Below are 18,911 nucleotides of genomic sequence, written 5' to 3'. Positions count from 1 at the left end.
TAAAATGTCGTCATACTTAGCAAACTAACTAAAATTAAAATCCTTAAAAAAATACAAACTTTATCACTTTTGTAACCGAGATTACCCAGCTAGTTAAAAAACTATCTAGCGTCCGGGAAACCCAGCACTAGGACTAATGGAAACAGGAATACCTGTTGATGTTGTTTCCCTAGTAGTGTTAGGAATTTGGATATTGGCAGTGCTAACTGGTTTGTGAGTCACTGTTTTAATCTTAATGGAATTTGCCATATCCAAAAAGTTTTTGATGTCACCCCATTTATAACGAGCTTCTTCAAGTTGGTCGCGCCAGTAATCGCTGTATCGTGGTGTTACCAAATTAAAGGGTCTATCTTTATAACGTCGTCTTTGGTAGGGAACGATATTTTCACCAAAGTTGCTTTGATATTCTTCAGAATCTAGCAAAGCATCCACAAAACCACCCCAACCTTTGGTAGCAATCACAATTGACCAAGCGATTTCTTCTTCTTTGTTGTAAGGTGCGCGACCTAATAACCGTTTCAGCCCAATTTCTACTAATCTGTAATTAGAATTACTCTGAATTACCAAACTTTGGAAAGCTTCAGATTTAGCTAAACCTCGGATAAAATCGCGGACGGTAATAGCCTTGTTTTTTACTTGGGATTCTAAATGAACTTGGCGGTAAAATTTGAGAATTACGTGTTCGCTAAAAAGTTGCCGATAAGCTGCCCAAATTAATTCTTCTACTTCTCCACCAAAGCCATAGTCTTCGATGCGGTAAATTGTGGGTGTATCTTCGTTGGGGACTTCATAACCAGAAACGCGCTGGTTTTGAGAACTGGGTTTGTATTCTAGTAAAGGTATTGTCATGTTTGTTAGTTGTCAGTTGTCAGTTGTCAGTTGTTAGTTGTTAGTTGTTAGTTGTTAGTTGTCAGTTGTTAGTTGTTCTTACCAATGACTAATGACTAATAACTAATTTTTAGCGTTAGCAGGAATATAACGATAAGGTAAAGAAACTGCTACAGGTTTAACTGTGGGTTGTTCTTGATTATCTCTGCTTGTATCAGGGATTTCGCCGCTACTAACGAAAGATTGGGCGGTAGCCAAACTGCGTTGGTAGTTGCATTCGTTGGTAATAATTGCCCCTGCCATAATGAAGAAGTTGGCAGGAATTGCCCGACGGATATCTGCTGTAGTTAGTTGTCCTGATGTGCGGATGCTATAGTAGGAACGGCCAGCCATACCACGAATGTTTTGAGTATCGCGCCAGTCAGCACCATAACGGGGATTAACTAGATTAAAGGGGCGAGAACCAAAGCGACGACGTTGAAAAGGGACAATGTCATCACCAAAGTTGTCTAAATACTCGTCTGATTCTAATAAAGCATCTATAAAACCGTGTAACCCTTTGGTAGCAATCACAATTGACCAAGCGATTTCTTCGTCTTTGTTGTAAGCAGCCCGGCCTAAGAACCGTTTTAAGGTGATGTCAACTAAGCGATAGTTGGTGTTTGTCTCTGCTACTTGGGTGCGGTAAACGTCTGATTTACCCAAACCTCGGATAAAATCACGCAGGGTAATCGCCCGATTTCGCAATTGTGATTCTAAAGCGGTTTGCTTATAGCTGGCTAAAATCAGGTGTTCGCTGAAAATTTGGCGGTATGCAGCCCAGATGATACTATCAATATCTTTATCTGACGTAGCCCGATCTAAGCGATAAATAGTTGGGGTGTCTTCGTTGGGAACTTCATAACCTTCTACTCGCTGGTTTTGCGATTTGGGCGCGTATTCTAGTAGTGGTATTGACATCTTTACTTTTACCTTGTTATATGGTATATAAATCAGTTTACTGGGCTAAGGCCAACTGAACGCGAGCGCGAACGGCTTTTTCAGTATCGTTAGTCAGCATTAATTGCAATTTAGCAAAAATAGGCGATTGAACTATAGCTACTTTTGCCAAAGCTTGTAACCCAACAATAGCAGCATAACGAATTGACCAATCTGTATCTTCGCAGATAAACAGAAGTGTCTCTAGGGCGCGGTTGATGGCTATTTGACTTGCAGAAATGTCTAGCTTCTGCCATTGTAGATTTCCTAGTCCCTTAGCAGCGGCACGGCGAACACTGGGGGCAAAATCAGTGAGTGTGGTAGAGATGAGAATATCCAAAGCACGGGGATCGGAGATCGCAGCTATTGTACGAATCGAATAAGCCCGTGCGCCATAGTTATAATCATCAATTTGGTCTAGCAATTGTGGAACTGCTATCTCTCCCAACTGCGTCAATGCTGCTGCTGCCACTATGCCCGCTTCTGGATTGTTATAACCAAAGACAGCAATTAAAGTCGGAATTGCCGATGGATCTTTGGTTGCTGCCAGATTTTTAACCGCTGTCACCATTTGGTCAGGTGTTTCTGCTACAGTGACAGCCCGAATTAGTTCATCCATTTTTCCGTTGTCAGTAGCAAAAAACAACTTTGTGGGCGGGGAAACCCCATCATGGGCGGGGAAACCCCATCATGGGCGGGGAAACCCCATCATGGGCGGGGAAACCCCATCATGGGCGGGGAAACCCCATCATGGGCGGGGAAACCCCATCATGGGCGGGGAAACCCCGCCCCTACAAGAGTGAATCCATGAGATTCATGACTCGGATAGCTTGTTCAGATATACCAAAAGTATCAGACTGTTGTGGCAGTTGATACTCTAATAATCCTTTCAAAGCGATAAGTTTAAAGCTATTTTCCACTTGTGCAACGGCGATCGCTTCGGCTGCGGCCAAATACCCAATTGCCCCCAAGTCCCCCAAAACAACGCGACGCATTTTCAAATCACCTGTTGCCAAAGTTTTCACTAACAACTCACCATAAATAGAGTCTTGTGTCAGTTGATACATGGCTCGCGCGGCGGAGCATTGTAATCGAGGAACTGAATGCTTGAGAAAAGGCTGAACAAGGGAAATAGCCTCAGTTGCACCCATAGCTCCCAAGGCTTCTATTACTGCTGTATAGGGCTGGGCAAGGTGGGGAAAACCAGGTACTTGTACAGCAGCCTCAACTCCCCCATCTAGCAGTTTTATCAGGGCTGGTAATGCTGTTTTATCCCCAAGCATAGCTAAAGATTGGGCTGCTGCTTCGCGGACATAAAAATCAGCACATTCTAAACACCTAATCAAACCTGGTACGGCTTTGAAATTGCCTAATTTACCAAGCGCCCTGGCAGCATTACGCCGTAAGGGATAACCACCCAGTTCGGTTCTGTCAGATTCATCCTCTAACGCAGCGATGAGTGCGTCTATGGCTTCTGGCTGACTGACGCGGAACTTACCCAACCACCAAGCAGCATAATAGCGGAGACTTAAATCTGGTGATTGCAGGTTAGCAATAGCTATCTCTGGTGTGAGATTTGGTGCATTCTCTACAGAATATTCTTCTCCACTGGTTTCTATCATTGCCAGGGTGCTATTCTGAATCTGCCACAGTCAAAGCTTCAATTTTGACGATTCTGCCACCTAAACGGCTAATCCGCTGCATTTCTTCAGTCATGCGTCCGTAGGGTACGGTAATAAATACGCTACCACTGCGGCGAATGTCGAATTTATTTTTGTCGGTTTCTTGGTTTTGCTTTAAGCCGACAACTTCGTAACGAAATACGCGGCTGGCAGATGAAGAAACACTACTAGCGCCAAGTGTGGTTTGACCGAACATTACTTCTATATCTCCTATGATGAGTTTTGTCGGTGAACAGCACCGGATCTTACGTGGAAATTACGCTGACAATTTTGCCGCCAACTCTCTGAATTTGCTGCATTTTGTCTAACAGGCGCTCGTAAGGTACGATAAATACTGTACTGCTACGGCGCACGCTGGGGTATCCTGGATTGCGAATGCCTGTAACTTCAACACGGTAAGTGCGATTTGATTCTCCTACAGCATTACCGAGATTTTGCTTAGGAGCGTTATCCGCAGATACACGGAAACCCCAATTATCGTTACTACCAGATGGTCCAACAACTGAGGAAGATTTATTACTAGCTAATTCCCGCGCTAAACGAGATTTAGAACCTTCAACTTGAGCAGTATCGCTGTTGGCATAACCACGGTATAAACGGAACATCCGCGTAAAACCGGCTGCACTTTGTCCTGCTTGAAAATCAAAACCGCGATAGTAGGGAACAACACTTTCCCCAAAGCTGTTTTGATATTCTTCAGAATCAATGTAGGAGTCAATTTCCGCGTCGTAACCTTGGTTAATATATAAGTCTAAGTGGTAAGTTACTTCGGACTCATTGTATGGTGCGCGACCCAACAAATGTTTATAGTTGAGTTCAATTAACCGAGTTTGGAAACTGTTGTAGAAGAATTTAGCTTTGTAGAGTTCTGATTTAGCGACGCTGCGGACAAACTCGCGCACGCTTAAATTGCCATCACGGAGAAGTGATTCTGCACCAATCAAACGATCTGATGCCAATATATAGTCATTTCCTAAGACTTGCCGATAAACGGCACGAATTACCGCTTCGACTTCTTCACGGCTGGCAGCGGGGCGTAGTTCAACTTTGCGTGCGTCACTAAAAGGCTCTGTTCCTAGTCTGGATGCTGCTGTTGTAATTGCCATATTTTTCCCCTTTATTGTTTTCAATCCAAAATCACTTTTTCCAGTGATTTTCACGCTCTGATTAACAACTTCTATCTGGAGATAAAACTATGCCCGGAGCTAGATCCAATTGCTAGGTGAACCAGAATGATCTTGGAGATTTTAACGCCACTCAATTCCCAGTTGGAATATTTTCCAACTTACGCAGTGACTCCCCATGAACGACTGGCGAACCCCTTTAGGGGTAACTCCATCTAACAATTGTATCCCTCTCCGGGCATGACGCTATCTAGCTAAGAGCGTTGATTGCGTAGTCAATGTAGGTGTTAGCTTCGTTAGCAGCTTGACCGCTCAAACCATGATTAGATTTGATAGATTTCAAAGCTTCTACGTACCAGCTAGGAGATAAGTCGAAAGCTGCGTGCATTTCAGTCAAACCAGCAATCAAGAACTCATCCAAAGGACCTGTTCCACCAGCAACTAGGCTGTAGGTGATGATGCGGAGGTAGTGACCAACGTCACGAGCGCATTTAGCTTTACCACGAGCATCCATAGCAAATTGATTGCCTGGTGTGGAGGTGGTGTAAGGGAATTTGCTATAAACAGCACTGGTAGCGCCGTCAATTAATTTTTGAGCGTTAGCTGTCAAACCACGAGCAGCTTCCATGCTGGCAGCAGCACGAACTAGACGACCATTAACTGCTTGTAATTCGGTGTTGCTTAAAAAGCGTCCTTGGGTATCAGCAGATGCGATTGCTTCGGTAATTGGTGTTTTCATTGGTGAAAATCTCCTAGATAGTTTCTTGCTTGTTTTGCTGGGAAAAGCTCAATTAAGATTCGAGCTAATTTGTAATGAGTTGTTAGGCAACAGCAGCCGCAGCGCGGTCAAAGTAGCTTGCAACTTCAGAAACCAAAGAACTGCAATCACCTTTGGTGATACCGTTAGGATCGTTAACGATCGCGATTGCTGCTTCTTTCATTTTGCCAACACCAACTGCTACAGAAGCACCAGGAGTACCCAAAGCTTGGTATGTTTCGCGCAAACCATTTAAGCAACGGTCATCAAGAACACTAGCATCACCAGCGATAGCGGCGTAGGTTACATAGCGTAAGATGATTTCCATGTCGCGGAGGCAAGCAGCCATACGACGGTTGGTGTAAGCGTTTCCGCCAGGAGCGATCAAGTTTGGTTGTTCTTCAAACAAAGAACGAGCCGCGTTGGTAACGATAGCGGAAGCGTTGCTGGTGATGCGGTTAACAACATCTAAACGCTTGCTGCCGGAAGCTACAACTGCGGTTAAAGCATCTAGTTGTTCGGTGCTGAGGAATTCGCCTCTAGCGTCGGCTTGGGAAACAACTTTGGAAAATACATCTAATGTCATGGACTCTAATCTCCTAAATTACTTAGTTGAGAGATGTCTAAATTAAAACTAATTTGGATTTGTTCGCAACGGAGTCAAATCAAAGCGTTTCTCAATTCATTCTCTCATTTACTAGTTTACAGTTTACAAACCAGAAATTATGAGAGTCAAGGGGAATTTTATGAGAAACTGGCAAACTTGATGAATTGCCCGCTTTTTTCAACTTTCCTCTGTTGTTTAACCCCTACAGTTTATGTTTATACAATGCCATAGAGCCTTTATTTGTTACAAATTATGAATAAATAAGATGATCGCCTAAGAAAAGCCTCAAATCCTTTACATATAAGGAGTATAACTGATAAAAATTCGATATTTCTGTTACAGAACTTTACAATTTTTGACAACAATCGCAATATTCAGCAGTTAAAGATTGTTTTAATTTTCCAGAAACTCCCTGTTATAAACAGATTACAGCCGTTTTCTGTTGCATAAGATTTATCTGAGTTTTGTTAAGGAGTGTTAAATTTACATTTCTAAATATTTTGAAAACTTTCTGTTTTTTTCCCCCCTGGGGGGATATAAATGGGAAAAAAGCTATATTCACAAATTGAGAGTAAATTGCTATTTTTGCAGAAATTCTTAATAAAGACCGCTGCGACGGCGCAATACTTCCAGTAAAGTTGCGAAGCTGCGGGGAAGGGGTGCTGTCACTTCCACCAAGTTTCCAGAAACGGGATGTTGTAGCTGGAGTTTCCAAGCGTGTAATGCTTGTCCTGGCAAATTTACGCCGAGGGAATGACCAGAACTATAAATTGGGTCGCCAACGATAGGATGACCCATTTTGGCGCTGTGGACGCGAATTTGATGGGTCCGGCCTGTTTCGAGTTGAAAGTGGATTAATGTGTAGTTTCCAAAGCGTTCTTTTACTCGCCAGTGAGTGACTGCATTCCGTCCACCATCTTCTATGGAAACAATGGCCATTCTTTTGCGGTCTTGGGGATTGCGACCAATGGGTAAGTCTATAATTCCGGTTTCTGTTTTGGGAACACCGTAAATTAAACCTAAATATTCTCTTCTGGCGGTTTTTGCTTGTAGTTGTGCTTGTAGATGTTGATAAGCTAGGTCTGTTTTAGCGATCGCAATCGCTCCCGTTGTATCCTTGTCTAAACGATGGACTATTCCCGGCCGTTGCACACCACCGATGCCCGGTAAATTGGGACAGTGTGCCAAGATAGCATTGACTAAAGTTCCGTCAGGATGGCCGGGTGCGGGATGAACCACCAAACCAGCGGGTTTATTGAGAATGATTAACTCATCATCTTCATAAAGGATATCTAGGGGAATATTCTCGGCGATTAGTGCTAAAGGTTGGATGGCGGGAATTTCGAGAATAATGCGATCGCCTGTTTTGAGATTAATCTTCTTAGATGTGCAAACTGTATCATTAACTTGCACATGACCCTGTTCTATTAACTGCTGGATGCGAGAACGGGATAAATCTGATAACTCTTGGGATAAGTAGCGATCTAGGCGATCAGTATTTTCGGGAACTTGGATATTAATTGCAGACACGATGGGGTATTAAGTAATGGGTGATTTAAGAAACATGGAGATTAAACATTAAAAGTGTTCCAGGAGAACTTCTATACTTCATTTTTTCATCATAGCTTTAACATACTTTTTTATTCATCTAAAAAATATATAGTAACCTAAAAGAAAGAATTCAAGAATAAGAATTCAAAACCGTTGTCAAATCTAGTGATTAAATGATCATGAAAGAAAAATTTAATGATCAATGTCAGAACATGAACACAATTCCTATTAGTAGATATAGATTCTTCCAAAAGCTACAACCAATTACCTTATTAAAGAAGATTACTAATGACTCCTTTACTGGTTGTTTGCAAGTATTTAGTGAGTCTGGTGCATGGTCAATATATATGGATCAAGGCAAACTAATATATGCTGGTTACTCAGAGGAAATGTTTGAACCTCTTTACCGTAACTTACAGAGGTTAAGTCAGCAAATTTCTACTCTTCCTCTGGGTATTAATGAACAGGTACGGATGATTTTTGAAAAAGACATTGAGAATCAGTCCATCCCCAATCCTGATTATTTAGCTATTTGTTGGTTAGTTAATCAAAAATATATTAGTCACTTTCAAGCTGCTTTATTAATTGAACAATTAGCATTAGAAGTTTTAGAATCATTACTAGATTTAGAATATGGTAGTTATGAGTTCGTTCCCCATACTTTTTTAGATAATTTGCCTAAGTTTTGTCATTTAAACTTAAGAACTTTAGTGGAACAATGTCAAACAGGGGTAAAAGTTAATATTCAAGAAAATCTCAATTTTGAAACTTATCATCAACCAGAAGCACACAAAAAAGATCAGGAACAATTAACCAAAGGCAATACTGATCAAGTTGATTTTGAGCCAAATATCAAGCAACCTATCAACTCCCCAGTGACTGAGAGAAAGAAATGCAGTATTTTTTGTGTAGACGATGATTATAACATATTAAATACTATAGAAGATTTTTTAGATGAGAAAATATTTTCTATTATTAAATTCATGGACTCTTCCCAGGCTTTAATGGAAATTTTGCGCGTGCAACCAGATATCATTTTACTAAATGTAGAAATGCCTGATTTAGATGGTTATGAAATCTGTTCCTTATTACGGAAACACACAAATTATAAAAATACTCCGGTAATTTTAATGACAGAAAGAATGGGATTAAGAAATAGAGCAAAAGCCAAATTTGTCAAAGCTAATGGCTATTTAGAAAAACCTTTTTCCCAAGGGGATTTACTGAAAATTATTTTTCAGCATATTGTGTGAAAGTTTCCAGATATCTAATTTATCTAATTGTTTCAGCCTTAATTTCTTGGATAATTTTAGAAACTTCTTCCTGAGATTCAATATGACGTGACAAAACTTCCACAGTTGTATTTAATAATCGTTCATTAAATAATTTGGCTATATCTTCTCGTAAACCTTGTCCGATATAAAATTTCAGCAAAGCTTCTATAGACATATCTTTATTAACAGCTACTTCTTCTAGTGATGCTAAAGTATCTGTGGGTATTTTGATGGAAAGAACTTCTGTGAAACGAGGACGCAATTGTAATTTCATTTCTTCATTATTGCTCATATAATCTCCTTTCGGGTTTTGTCGCTAGACGAGCAGAAATAATTCTGTTTCTGGTTTGTCGTTCTACATAAACAACTAATAGTAAACGTTGTGATAATGAATATCCCAAAATAAAATTCCGTTCTTCATTATTAGCACTAGCATCTCCTTCTTGATAAAAAGGATCAAAAAATGCTTCTACTGCTTCTTCAAATCTAACACCATGTTTAACAAAATTGCTCTCGGCCTTATTTATATCCCATTCAAACTCAATTCCCTGGGTTTGGTAAACAAAATTCATTACTTATTGAATTTTCTTTCTTTACCGGATAATATACCGTGCATTTTAACAACTGCACCAATTACCGCTATTGCTGGAGCAAGAAATCCCTTTGCTTCCACTTGTGCCACAATTGTCCCCAATTCACCAATTAATTCTTCCTGTTCTGGCCGAGTTCCCCAACGGATTAGGGCAATGGGTGTATCTAAACTCAACCCAGCTAGAGTAAACTGTTCAATAATGTAGGGTAAATTGTGAATACCCATATAAATAACTATAGTTTCTGAACCGTGAGCGATGGCTTGCCAATTTACCTGGGGTTTATACTTACCAGCGGATTCATGTCCAGTTACAAAAGTTACCGAAGAACTATAAAGCCGATGGGTTAAAGGAATACCAGCATAGGCCGCTGCGGCGATTCCTGATGTAATCCCTGGCACAACTTCCACGGAAATCCCTGCGGCTACCAATTCTGCCATTTCTTCCCCACCACGACCGAAGATAAAAGGATCACCACCTTTAAGCCGGACAACTATGGCATGATTTTCTGCTTTCTCAATCAGTAATTGGGTAGTGACTTCCTGTAACAGTGAATGTCTACCCATGCGTTTACCCGCATTGATTTGTTCTGCTTCAGGATTGATCATTTCCAGCACTTCTGGACTCACCAAAGCATCATAGATAACGACATCTGCACAGGCTAATAAACCTTTTCCCTTGAGAGTCATGAGTCCAGGATCTCCAGGCCCAGCACCAACTAAATAAACTTTACCCAAAAACTTTTTCCTCTTCTTTAATGAAATCCCAGATTAAATCAGCAAATTCTCGACTTGTTCCTAGAGGTTGCGCGAGTTGAAAAGTTACCGATGGAAATTGTAATTCTAGCGTTTTTACTGCCAGAGCGATCGCATCAGTGATGCCACCTGTAAATAAAAAATAGGGGAAAATCGCAATTTGTCCATAACCAGCGGCTATCAATTCCTGTACTCTGACTTCTAGACTCGGAGGTACAGACCAATAAGCCGTAACTGCGCCCACCGTAGCTGCTATATTTTCCACAGAGGTATGAGAATCAGCCCGACGGCTACCATGAGCTAAAATAATTGATACATCAGATGTTACTGTCATCATCATCCTCGTGAAAAACTTGGCTAAACCAGGATAACTACCAACATAAGGACGCAATTCTATTGTCATTCCTTCAGTTATAGCCTGTTCTGCAAGGGCGATTTCTGCGGGAATATCAGTCATCACATGAAATCCCGGTAACAAAAATAGGGGGATAATTTGCACCCTTTTACAGCCAAAAGCCTGAACACGATCAGCAAAATCTTGAATTTGCAGATGTAAAGGTTGAATATTAGCCTCTAGGGTAGCAACACCTACGAAATTTTCACCTTGGGGTAACATCTCACTCAAAAGCCCAGCTAATTGCTGCATAGCCAGATCAGGACGAGGATCACGACTCCCGTGAGATACTAAAAGATAAGCTGTAAAGTTGTTAATTTGCATATTTGGGGACTGGGGACTGGGGACTGGGGACTGGGAAACACAGGAGAAAAATTTCCCAATTACCAATTACCAATGACTAAATTTGATTAATTGTAACAGCTTGTTACCTTTGCCGCTAATGCTTTCATGTGTCTTCCTAACTGATTACCACTAACCCAAAAGTGAGAAGGTAAATGGCCTGTTGGTGCTGATAACTTAAAAGATAATTGTTGACGGACAGAAGTAGAATAGGGCAAATACCAACCTACCGTAGCGCAGAATTGTCCATAGTCGCTATCACAGGTATGATAAATTTGGGTTTGGATACTAAAACCAAAATGTCCTTGGCTATATTTTGTCCACAATTGGTCAATTATTTGAAAATCCTGACAAGGTAAACTTTCTAAATCACTATTAGATAAATAACTACCTATGCGTTTAGATAAAGCTTGACACATTAACGCCCAAGTTTCTTTATCTGCCTTTTCCCACTGTTTCCAGACCAGGAAATCACGTAACTTTTGGTAATTGACACCAGTATCAGAACGAAGAGTATTAAGTTGCTGTTTTTGTGCTGGTTGGGTTTTTATTTCTATTGCAGCTAGGACTTCTTGAGCAGATTTGTAACGTTGAGCCAGGGCATTATGAATAAGTTTATCAATAATTTCACTTAGATGGGATGTAATATGATTTTCTGGAGGTAAATAGTCTCGCCAAACCCAGCGATCGCTTGTGTCATCATATAAATCAAAGGGAGAAATCCCCGTCAAGAGTTGAATACAACTAACACCCAAACTATAAAGATCACTAGCTGGTAATACCTTACCGCGTATTTGTTCAGGAGCCATATATTCAGGACTACCAATGGTTGTCCCTGTTTTCATCATCCCAGTGGCAGAAATAAATTTAGCAACACCAAAATCAATCAAAACTAAATCTCCTCCTGGGGATTTTCGCATAATATTTTCCGGCTTAATATCTCTGTGAATGACATGATGAATATGCACAAATTCCAACACAGGTAATAAATCTTGCAGTAGTTTCTGGATTTTACCCTGATTAAAAACCCCTTGCTGCTCCAATTCCTGCGCTAATGTCTGGCCTGTAATTAATTCTTGTATTAAATATAACTTATTTTCCTGTTCAAAATGTGCCAATAGTTGGGGAATTTGGGGATGACGCAACTCATCTAAACGCACTGCTTCTTGACGAAATAAATCCACAGCTTTTTGAAAACTGGCTGGATTCTCTTCAGGAAAACAGAGTTGTTTAATTACGCATTGAGGTTGAGAGGGGATATGCTCATCCACTCCTAATAATGTCCTGCCAAAACCACCCTGACCTAGAGGATAAAGGGGACGATAGCGATCTTTAAGTAACAGCGGTTTACCACATTTGAGACAAAACCGCGCATTATCGGGATTTTGCGGATACAGACAGTTAGTACAAAAACTCATCACATAGTAGTACACAACGGCGTAAATCAACCAACCATTAAAAATCTCTGAAAAGCTTATACAATCAGCTTTTTTAATTTTTAATTTTTAATTTTTAATTCCGCCCTGCGGTAGTAGTTATTTTCCAGGACTACTTGTATCTTAAGTCTTGATCTGATTTATGCTGATTTATTTTTCTTCAGCATTGTAAGTATAAAATTGATTCAATGCTCCCACTGTTTCAAACTTGTATCCTGGTATCCAAGAATCAAGTTTAATTTCCGTGCGGTAAATACTAAAGATCATATAATCTTGGCGGTTAGTTGTGGTGGTAATTAGTTCTTTGATGTGTGGTGTGGCGGATTTAAGCAATTCTTGACAATTAACTTTGATTAATTTTTCTAGAAAGCTCGGTGTTTTTTTACAGACATCAGCTTCTAAGTATGTCGTCAGCTTTTGGATTGCATACTGTTCATATTCAGGCTGGTTAGGATTGGTTTTCGCCATAATTGCGCCCAGGATGGTAACGCTCGCTGCTCCTACACATATAAGAATAGTCAAAGGTTTCATATTCTAGCCTGATCTGGTATAGTTATTAGTCTTTTAAAGACTACCAAGAAAATTATCTAATTTCTGGCGAAAAAAGCTTGATTATTTTCTAGAGGTAGTGCTATACTCAGGAAGTGAGTTAAATGGCGAGCGTAGCCAAGTGGTTAAGGCAGTGGTTTGTGGTACCACCATTCGTGGGTTCGATCCCCATCGTTCGCCCTATTAGATTATATGATCTGTGATTTCACAGTTGTTATGAATTAAAAAAGATAATTCTCAAAAATCCTGCTAAAGTAACTATTTAGATTGGCAGATTTATAATGAATAACAATGATTTAGCTTTTACCCCAGCTTTAGAGTTAGCACAATTGATCCGTCTGCGGGAAGTGTCACCTCTAGAGTTGGTGGAAGTATATTTAGAAAGAATCGAACGCTTAAATCCCCAATTAGGTAGTTATTTTACAGTCACGGCAGATTTAGCCATTGCTGATGCTAAAAATAAAACAGAATTACTGACAACAACTTCAGAATTACCGCCATTTTTTGGTGTGCCAATTTCTATTAAAGACTTGAGTGCGGTTGCAGGTGTTACTTGTACTTACGGAAATCCGGCACTGTTAAATAATATTGCTAATCATGATGATGGTGTAGTTACAAGAATTAAACAAGCTGGTTTTATTATTCTTGGTAAAACCGCAACGTCAGAATTAGGTTCTTATCCTTACAGTGAACCTGCGGGATTTCCCCCAGCGAGAAACCCTTGGAATTTAGAATATACTCCTGGTGGTTCTAGTGGTGGTGCAGCAGCATCAGTAGCAGCGGGATTAAGTGCGATTGCCCAAGGTTCAGATGGTGGTGGTTCAGTGCGTGGTCCAGCGGCTTGTTGTGGTGTTGTCGGCATCAAACCAGCCAGAGGAAGAGTCTCTAAAGCCCCTGTAGGCGATCGTTTGGGGGGTATTGCGGTTGATGGTCCCCTTGCCCGCACAGTGGCTGATGCAGCGGCGATGTTAGATGTGATCTCTGGTTATGTTACCGGTGATCCTTATTGGCTACCAGATCCCCAACCATCATTTCTGGCCGCAACTGAAGTTAAATTAGAACCTCTGAAAATTGCCTTTAGTACCAATATTCTGCCCTTTGGAGAAGCTGACGCTAACTGTAAACAAGGAGTATTAAAAACCGTCGAATTATTAGCACAATTTGGACATCAAGTTGAGGAAAAATACCCAGATTTTAGCAGTTTAATCGAACCATTTATAGTGGTTTGGCAAGCTGGAATAGCAGCAGCGGGAATTCCTTCGCAAGCCTTACAACCTTTAAACCAATGGTTATTAGCCAAAAATGGTTCTGTAGCTGAATATCTGCAAGCACTTTCCCAAATGCAAATTGTCTCCCGGCAAATTATCGCATTTTTTGATACCGTAGATGTGTTGGTATTACCCGTCTATCTACATTCTCCCATTCGCATAGGTGAATGGGCAGATTTGAGTCCAGAAGAGACATTTGCCAAAATTGCCAACTGGGTTGCCCCTTGCCCAGTAGCGAATGCTACCGGATTACCTGCTATCGCCCTTCCCGTCGGTTTCGATAGTAATGGTTTACCCATAAGTGTGCAGTTAATTGGTAAACCTGCGGCTGAGTCTACTTTAATTAGTTTAGCAGCGCAATTAGAAGCCGCTAATCCTTGGATTCAACATCGTCCCGCACTTTAGATAGACTGTCTGAATCAGGATTTACAGGATTTGAGGATTTACAGGATGAATAAGGCTCACGCAAAGGCGCAGAGGCGCAAAGAATCTTTCTTGAGTCTATCGCAAAATCTCAATTCATCCCCTGATTCAACAATGCCAATTTTCAGCAGGTATGTATTCTTAATCCGGTTAATCCTTTAATCTTACTAATCCTGATTCTGACATTTTAATTAGCAAGTTTTTCCTGTTCACGAGCATCAACAACTAAAACTAAACAAAGTGCTGCAACTGCTTTTTCCCATGCTTGACGCACTTTTATATCTTCAACTCCATCAAATAAACCCACCAACCGGGGAACAGCTTTTTCTAGTGCTGCGTGGGGTACGGGACGATGTAATTCAACTAGATGATTGATACTTTCTTGATTGTTGAGAAAACCAACTACCCATTTTGTTGTATGATTTGGACTGTCAGGAACATTCTGAACGCCTAATTCATTTTTTAACCAATTATAAAAAGGTGGTAAATGTTCAGCTAAAACTGCACCTGCTGTAGGTAAAGTTTGTTTGAGCAAGTTAATATCTAAACTGTCTAATTCTTGTTTTAATGCTGGTGAATTTAGCACCTCATTTAAGGGTGTGGAAAGTATTGCTTCTATTTCTGATTCGGAAAAATCTAAATTTTCGGTGAAAGTTGCAATTAAAGATTTCATTTTGTCTACTTCAGGGATAATATCCTAAGCTTTGCCATGATTATAGCCATGCCATACTAGAATCTGTTACCGAATAATTACTTATCTATTGCTTTTGTACGGGAGTATCCACCAAAATTAATCCAAAAATCTGATTTTATTTACCATTTATTCTTTGATATTTATTTACAAAACTTAACTAATGTATAATTGATTTAGCATCAGAAACAATACAGACACCACCATATTTTTTTAAAATTGGTCTAATAGCCTCGACTACTTGATGTTCTTGTTCTTCACTACAAATAGTCATTATATAACCATTGGTAAGTGCATGACCTTCTAAGTCGTCAATAACTCTGCCTCTGTGTCCTTTACCTATGACATCTTCAATAATCGTATATCCCGAAACACCTGCATGATCTAAAATTTTCAGAACCTTTTCTAGTTCTAAGGAATTAGTAATTATTTCGATTTTTTTGACATTTTGCACCTGATTATCCTCCTATAGTTTTGATAATGTTGAAATACAAAGGTATACCGACAATAATATTAAATGGGAACGTGATAGCTAAAGCCATGGATACATATAAGCTGGGATTAGCTTCAGGAACAGTCATTCGCATTGCTGCTGGTACAGCAATATAAGAAGCACTACCACAAAGTACCGCAAATAACAGCGCATTACCTTCGGACATCCCAATTAGTTTACTAATAAAAATACCAATAATTGCATTAATTACAGGCATCAAAACCCCAAAACCAATGAGAAAATAACCAGTATTACTCAAGTCTTTGATTCTTCTAGCAGCTACCATACCCATATCTAGTAAAAAGAATGATAGCACTCCATAGAATATATCTTGGGTAAATGGATGTAATTTTTCCCAACCTTTTTCTCCTGTGAGAATTCCCACAAAGACACTACCAACTAAAAGAAATACTGAACCATTTAAAAAAGCTTCTCTGAAAACTTCACCCCAGGAAAATTTTTCTGCTTCTCCTGCTTCTGTATCTGATTGACTTTTAGCAAAGAATCTCACTAAGACAATTCCCACAATAATTGCGGGAGATTCCATGAGTGCTAAAGCTGCTACCATGTGTCCACTAGAATCAATATTGAGAACTTTGAGAAAAGATTGCGCCGTAATAAAGGTAACTGCACTAATAGAACCATAAGTTGCAGCAATAGCGGCTGCATTATAGACATCTAATTTTAATTTGAGGATAAAAAATGAATAGATAGGAACAACAGAAGCCATGAATATTGCGGCTAAAAGAGTGAGGGCAATTTCTGGATTAATGCCACTTTCTTCAATTTCATATCCACCCTTAAAACCAATTGCTAATAGGAGGTAAAGAGAAAATAATTTGGGTAATGGTTGGGGAATTTCTAAATCAGACTGGAGGAAAATTGCCAGCATTCCTAAAAAGAAGAATAACACTGGCGGGTTTAAAATGTTTGATAATAAAATGCTATAATTCATTTTTTATTAATTTTGAGTTTGTGATTTTATATTCCGAGCGTAACTCTTCAATATACCTGTTGATATAGCATTTTGTAAATGAATAGCATAATTATTAACAATGGAAAAACTGGAGAAATGAAGATGAAGCTGTATAGAATCAGATGTCAAGAATAGTTAAACGCAGATAAACGCGGATAAACGCGGATGAATTAATGGATTTCATGATAGATTTTTTTGATAAAGTTGCCAACTCTCTCCCATAAAAGCACTTAAATAATGAGAATTTAGTTTATGAAAGTTGTAGAAGAAACTCATACTAGATTGGTTATTAAACATCAACCAATTTCTGACTGGTTATCAGGAGGTTTATTATTTATATTTGGGTTAAGTTTTTGGATTTATTTTATAGCTTTTGATTTTACTTCCCTGCGTCTTACCTGTACTCGTTCTGCACCTCCAGAAATTAACTGTGAATTAAAGAAATTTACATTTTTTGGAAGGATGACAAAACTCAAAATATTTGATCCTCAACAAGCATATATTCAGACAAAAACTGGGAGTAAAGGCAGTAAAAGTTATCAAGTAATTATTGTTAGTAAATTTGGAGAATTTTCCCTGCTATCTCAAGTTAGCTATCAAGAAAATGAAGTATTTGTCTCTCAACTTAATAGCTTTATTAACTCTAGTGAAAGCTTTATAATATTACAACAAAATCAACGTAATTATCTCTTTTTTATCAGCTTATTTATGTTGACAATTATAGTAACTGGTGCCTATTCAGCAACATCATCTGCCACAACTTGCACCTTTTATAAAAGTATCAATAAGGTTTTTATAGAACGTAAAGGTTTCCGAAGTAAAAAAATTATTGAATATCCCCTAGAAGAAATTGGGAGTTTTCATATTCAAGATAAGCAAAATAAATATTCTAAAGTTTATCAGGCTGTAATTTTATTCAAAAATGATCAAGAGATTCCCATTAATCCCCAATATACAGATAAAACAAGTGTTGAAAATGTAGTTGCTAGAATCCGTTATTTTCTCAAACTTGAATATTAAATCTTTGCGTTCTTCTCTGCGTCTTTGCGTCTCTGCGCGAAAAAAAAGAATTTGGTAAAAGGTAAAGAATTACCAATTACCAATTACTCAAAATTACGCTTTCTTTAACCAGCTAAACATAGCGCGTAAATCCTTACCAACAGCCTCAATAGGATGTTCAGCTTCTTGACGACGCATAGCAGTAAAACCAGGTTTACCAGCTTGGTTTTCTAATACGAATTCCCGCGCAAATTGTCCAGATTGAATTTCGCTGAGAATCTTCTTCATTTCTGCTTTAGTTTCAGCAGTAACAACTCTTGGACCACGAGTATAATCACCATATTCCGCAGTATTAGAAATACTATCGCGCATGGTAGCTAAACCACCTTCTACTACCAAATCAACAATTAATTTGACTTCGTGCAGACATTCAAAATACGCGAGTTCTGGTTGATAACCTGCTTCCACCAAAGTTTCAAACCCGGCTTTGATTAAAGCACTCAAACCACCACACAATACTGCTTGTTCCCCAAACAAATCGGTTTCGGTTTCTTCACGGAAAGTGGTTTCCAAAATACCGGCGCGTGTACCACCAACACCTTTAGCATAAGCCATGGCGCGATCGCGGGCATGACCAGTAGCATCTTGATAAACTGCAAATAACGCAGGTACACCTTGTCCTTGTTCGTAGGTACGACGCACCAAATGTCCGGGTCCTTTGGGTGCAACCATGACTACATCAACATCAGCAGGGGGAACAACCTGTGCAAAGTGGATATTAAAACCATGTGCAAAAGCTAAAACGTTACCAGCTTCTAAATTTGGTTCAATTTCGTTTTTGTAAATTGTTTTTTGGACTTCATCAGGTAATAAAATCATGATGAAGTCAGCAGCCTTAGCCGCGTCTGCAACATTTTTTACAGTCAAACCAGCAGCTTCGGCTTTAGCTGTGGACTTACTGCCGGGATATAATCCGACAATGACATTAACACCGCTATCTTTGAGATTCAGCGCGTGAGCATGACCTTGTGAACCATAACCAATAATAGCAACGGTTTTACCTTTTAAAAGGTCTAAATTAGCATCTTCATCATAATACATACGCGCCATAGAAGCATCTCCTGTCCGCAAGGGTTGTTGTGAAATTGGCAGACTTTTGATTGTATCGCAAATTGGGTAATGGGGAACACTGTC

Annotated in this window: 22 protein-coding genes and 1 tRNA gene; 4 read left to right on the top strand and 19 right to left on the bottom strand. The window is 39.6% G+C overall.

All coding sequences use genetic code 11. From position 1 onward, the window contains the following. Window positions 1-105 precede the first annotated feature (105 nt). From FJR11_RS08695 to FJR11_RS08655, 9 genes are all read right to left on the bottom strand, one after another. A complete protein-coding gene (locus FJR11_RS08695; protein ID WP_168503299.1) occupies window positions 106-849 on the bottom strand; it encodes a phycobilisome rod-core linker polypeptide in 744 nt (247 codons plus the stop codon). Between the two features lie 102 nt (window positions 850-951). Then, a complete protein-coding gene (locus FJR11_RS08690; protein ID WP_168503298.1) occupies window positions 952-1,788 on the bottom strand; it encodes a phycobilisome rod-core linker polypeptide in 837 nt (278 codons plus the stop codon). Between the two features lie 37 nt (window positions 1,789-1,825). Next, window positions 1,826-2,425 (bottom strand): HEAT repeat domain-containing protein, encoded by a 600-nt coding sequence (locus tag FJR11_RS08685; RefSeq protein ID WP_168503297.1) that lies wholly within the window; start codon window positions 2,423-2,425, stop codon window positions 1,826-1,828. A gap of 172 nt (window positions 2,426-2,597) precedes the next feature. After that, entirely contained in the window at window positions 2,598-3,428 is an 831-nt protein-coding gene (locus tag FJR11_RS08680) for a HEAT repeat domain-containing protein (protein WP_168503296.1), read from the bottom strand. Window positions 3,429-3,438: 10 nt separating this feature from the next. Continuing rightward, window positions 3,439-3,684 carry a phycobilisome linker polypeptide gene (locus FJR11_RS08675; RefSeq protein WP_168503295.1) on the bottom strand — a complete coding sequence of 82 codons (246 nt, stop codon included), beginning with the start codon at window positions 3,682-3,684 and terminating at the stop codon, window positions 3,439-3,441. Between the two features lie 49 nt (window positions 3,685-3,733). Beyond that, window positions 3,734-4,594, bottom strand: a complete 861-nt coding sequence (locus FJR11_RS08670) for a phycobilisome linker polypeptide (protein ID WP_168503294.1) — start codon at window positions 4,592-4,594, stop codon at window positions 3,734-3,736. 268 nt (window positions 4,595-4,862) lie between these two features. Then, entirely contained in the window at window positions 4,863-5,351 is a 489-nt protein-coding gene (gene cpcA / locus FJR11_RS08665) for a phycocyanin subunit alpha (RefSeq protein ID WP_168503293.1), read from the bottom strand. Between the two features lie 82 nt (window positions 5,352-5,433). Beyond that, on the bottom strand, window positions 5,434-5,955 hold the full coding sequence (locus FJR11_RS08660; RefSeq protein ID WP_168503292.1) for a phycocyanin subunit beta: 522 nt from the start codon (window positions 5,953-5,955) through the stop codon (window positions 5,434-5,436). A 618-nt stretch (window positions 5,956-6,573) separates the two neighbouring features. Further along, window positions 6,574-7,506, bottom strand: coding sequence for an RluA family pseudouridine synthase (locus FJR11_RS08655; protein WP_168503291.1), 933 nt, complete (start codon window positions 7,504-7,506; stop codon window positions 6,574-6,576). 233 nt (window positions 7,507-7,739) lie between these two features. Here FJR11_RS08655 and FJR11_RS08650 point away from each other — a divergent pair, with 233 nt between their 5' ends. Beyond that, window positions 7,740-8,780 (top strand): response regulator, encoded by a 1,041-nt coding sequence (locus FJR11_RS08650; protein ID WP_168503365.1) that lies wholly within the window; start codon window positions 7,740-7,742, stop codon window positions 8,778-8,780. Window positions 8,781-8,799: 19 nt separating this feature from the next. Here FJR11_RS08650 and FJR11_RS08645 read toward each other — a convergent pair whose 3' ends face one another. The 6 genes from FJR11_RS08645 to FJR11_RS08620 form a co-directional block, all read right to left on the bottom strand. After that, window positions 8,800-9,093 (bottom strand): hypothetical protein, encoded by a 294-nt coding sequence (locus tag FJR11_RS08645; protein WP_168503290.1) that lies wholly within the window; start codon window positions 9,091-9,093, stop codon window positions 8,800-8,802. Then, window positions 9,083-9,373, bottom strand: coding sequence for a BrnT family toxin (locus FJR11_RS08640; RefSeq protein ID WP_168503289.1), 291 nt, complete (start codon window positions 9,371-9,373; stop codon window positions 9,083-9,085). Before FJR11_RS08640 ends, FJR11_RS08645 begins: the two co-directional genes overlap by 11 nt. After that, window positions 9,373-10,128, bottom strand: a complete 756-nt coding sequence (cobA, locus tag FJR11_RS08635; protein ID WP_174762983.1) for a uroporphyrinogen-III C-methyltransferase — start codon at window positions 10,126-10,128, stop codon at window positions 9,373-9,375. The genes FJR11_RS08640 and cobA overlap by 1 nt, the downstream gene beginning before the upstream one ends. After that, window positions 10,121-10,864 carry a sirohydrochlorin chelatase gene (locus FJR11_RS08630; protein WP_168503288.1) on the bottom strand — a complete coding sequence of 248 codons (744 nt, stop codon included), beginning with the start codon at window positions 10,862-10,864 and terminating at the stop codon, window positions 10,121-10,123. The genes cobA and FJR11_RS08630 overlap by 8 nt, the downstream gene beginning before the upstream one ends. Window positions 10,865-10,950: 86 nt before the next feature. Beyond that, a complete protein-coding gene (locus FJR11_RS08625; protein WP_168503287.1) occupies window positions 10,951-12,300 on the bottom strand; it encodes a GUN4 domain-containing protein in 1,350 nt (449 codons plus the stop codon). Window positions 12,301-12,468: 168 nt separating this feature from the next. Then, on the bottom strand, window positions 12,469-12,849 hold the full coding sequence (locus FJR11_RS08620; protein ID WP_168503286.1) for a DUF4359 domain-containing protein: 381 nt from the start codon (window positions 12,847-12,849) through the stop codon (window positions 12,469-12,471). 125 nt (window positions 12,850-12,974) lie between these two features. Here FJR11_RS08620 and FJR11_RS08615 point away from each other — a divergent pair. Continuing rightward, a tRNA-His gene (locus FJR11_RS08615) sits at window positions 12,975-13,047 on the top strand. Window positions 13,048-13,148: 101 nt separating this feature from the next. Then, window positions 13,149-14,540: an amidase gene (locus FJR11_RS08610; RefSeq protein WP_168503285.1), complete on the top strand. Its 1,392-nt coding sequence runs from the start codon at window positions 13,149-13,151 to the stop codon at window positions 14,538-14,540. Window positions 14,541-14,745: 205 nt separating this feature from the next. Here the strand turns inward: FJR11_RS08610 and FJR11_RS08605 are convergent, their stop codons facing one another. The 3 genes from FJR11_RS08605 to FJR11_RS08595 form a co-directional block, all read right to left on the bottom strand. After that, on the bottom strand, window positions 14,746-15,231 hold the full coding sequence (locus FJR11_RS08605) for a hypothetical protein (protein WP_168503284.1): 486 nt from the start codon (window positions 15,229-15,231) through the stop codon (window positions 14,746-14,748). A 178-nt stretch (window positions 15,232-15,409) separates the two neighbouring features. After that, entirely contained in the window at window positions 15,410-15,703 is a 294-nt protein-coding gene (locus tag FJR11_RS08600; RefSeq protein ID WP_168503283.1) for a P-II family nitrogen regulator, read from the bottom strand. Between the two features lie 4 nt (window positions 15,704-15,707). Beyond that, window positions 15,708-16,697 carry a sodium-dependent bicarbonate transport family permease gene (locus FJR11_RS08595; protein ID WP_168503282.1) on the bottom strand — a complete coding sequence of 330 codons (990 nt, stop codon included), beginning with the start codon at window positions 16,695-16,697 and terminating at the stop codon, window positions 15,708-15,710. 273 nt (window positions 16,698-16,970) lie between these two features. On the opposite strand from FJR11_RS08595, the gene FJR11_RS23315 reads away from it, so the two are divergent. Then, the gene (locus FJR11_RS23315) at window positions 16,971-17,738 is read left to right on the top strand and encodes a hypothetical protein (RefSeq protein WP_174762982.1); all 768 of its coding nucleotides are present in this window, start codon (window positions 16,971-16,973) and stop codon (window positions 17,736-17,738) included. 93 nt (window positions 17,739-17,831) lie between these two features. Here the strand turns inward: FJR11_RS23315 and ilvC are convergent, their stop codons facing one another. Continuing rightward, the gene (ilvC, locus tag FJR11_RS08585; RefSeq protein ID WP_168503281.1) at window positions 17,832-18,827 is read right to left on the bottom strand and encodes a ketol-acid reductoisomerase; all 996 of its coding nucleotides are present in this window, start codon (window positions 18,825-18,827) and stop codon (window positions 17,832-17,834) included. Window positions 18,828-18,911: the final 84 nt, after the last annotated feature.

The sequence above is a fragment of the Anabaena sp. UHCC 0187 genome (genome assembly GCF_009712035.1).
Lineage (GTDB): Bacteria > Cyanobacteriota > Cyanobacteriia > Cyanobacteriales > Nostocaceae > Dolichospermum.
This window is presented reverse-complemented; position numbering and strand designations above follow the sequence as displayed.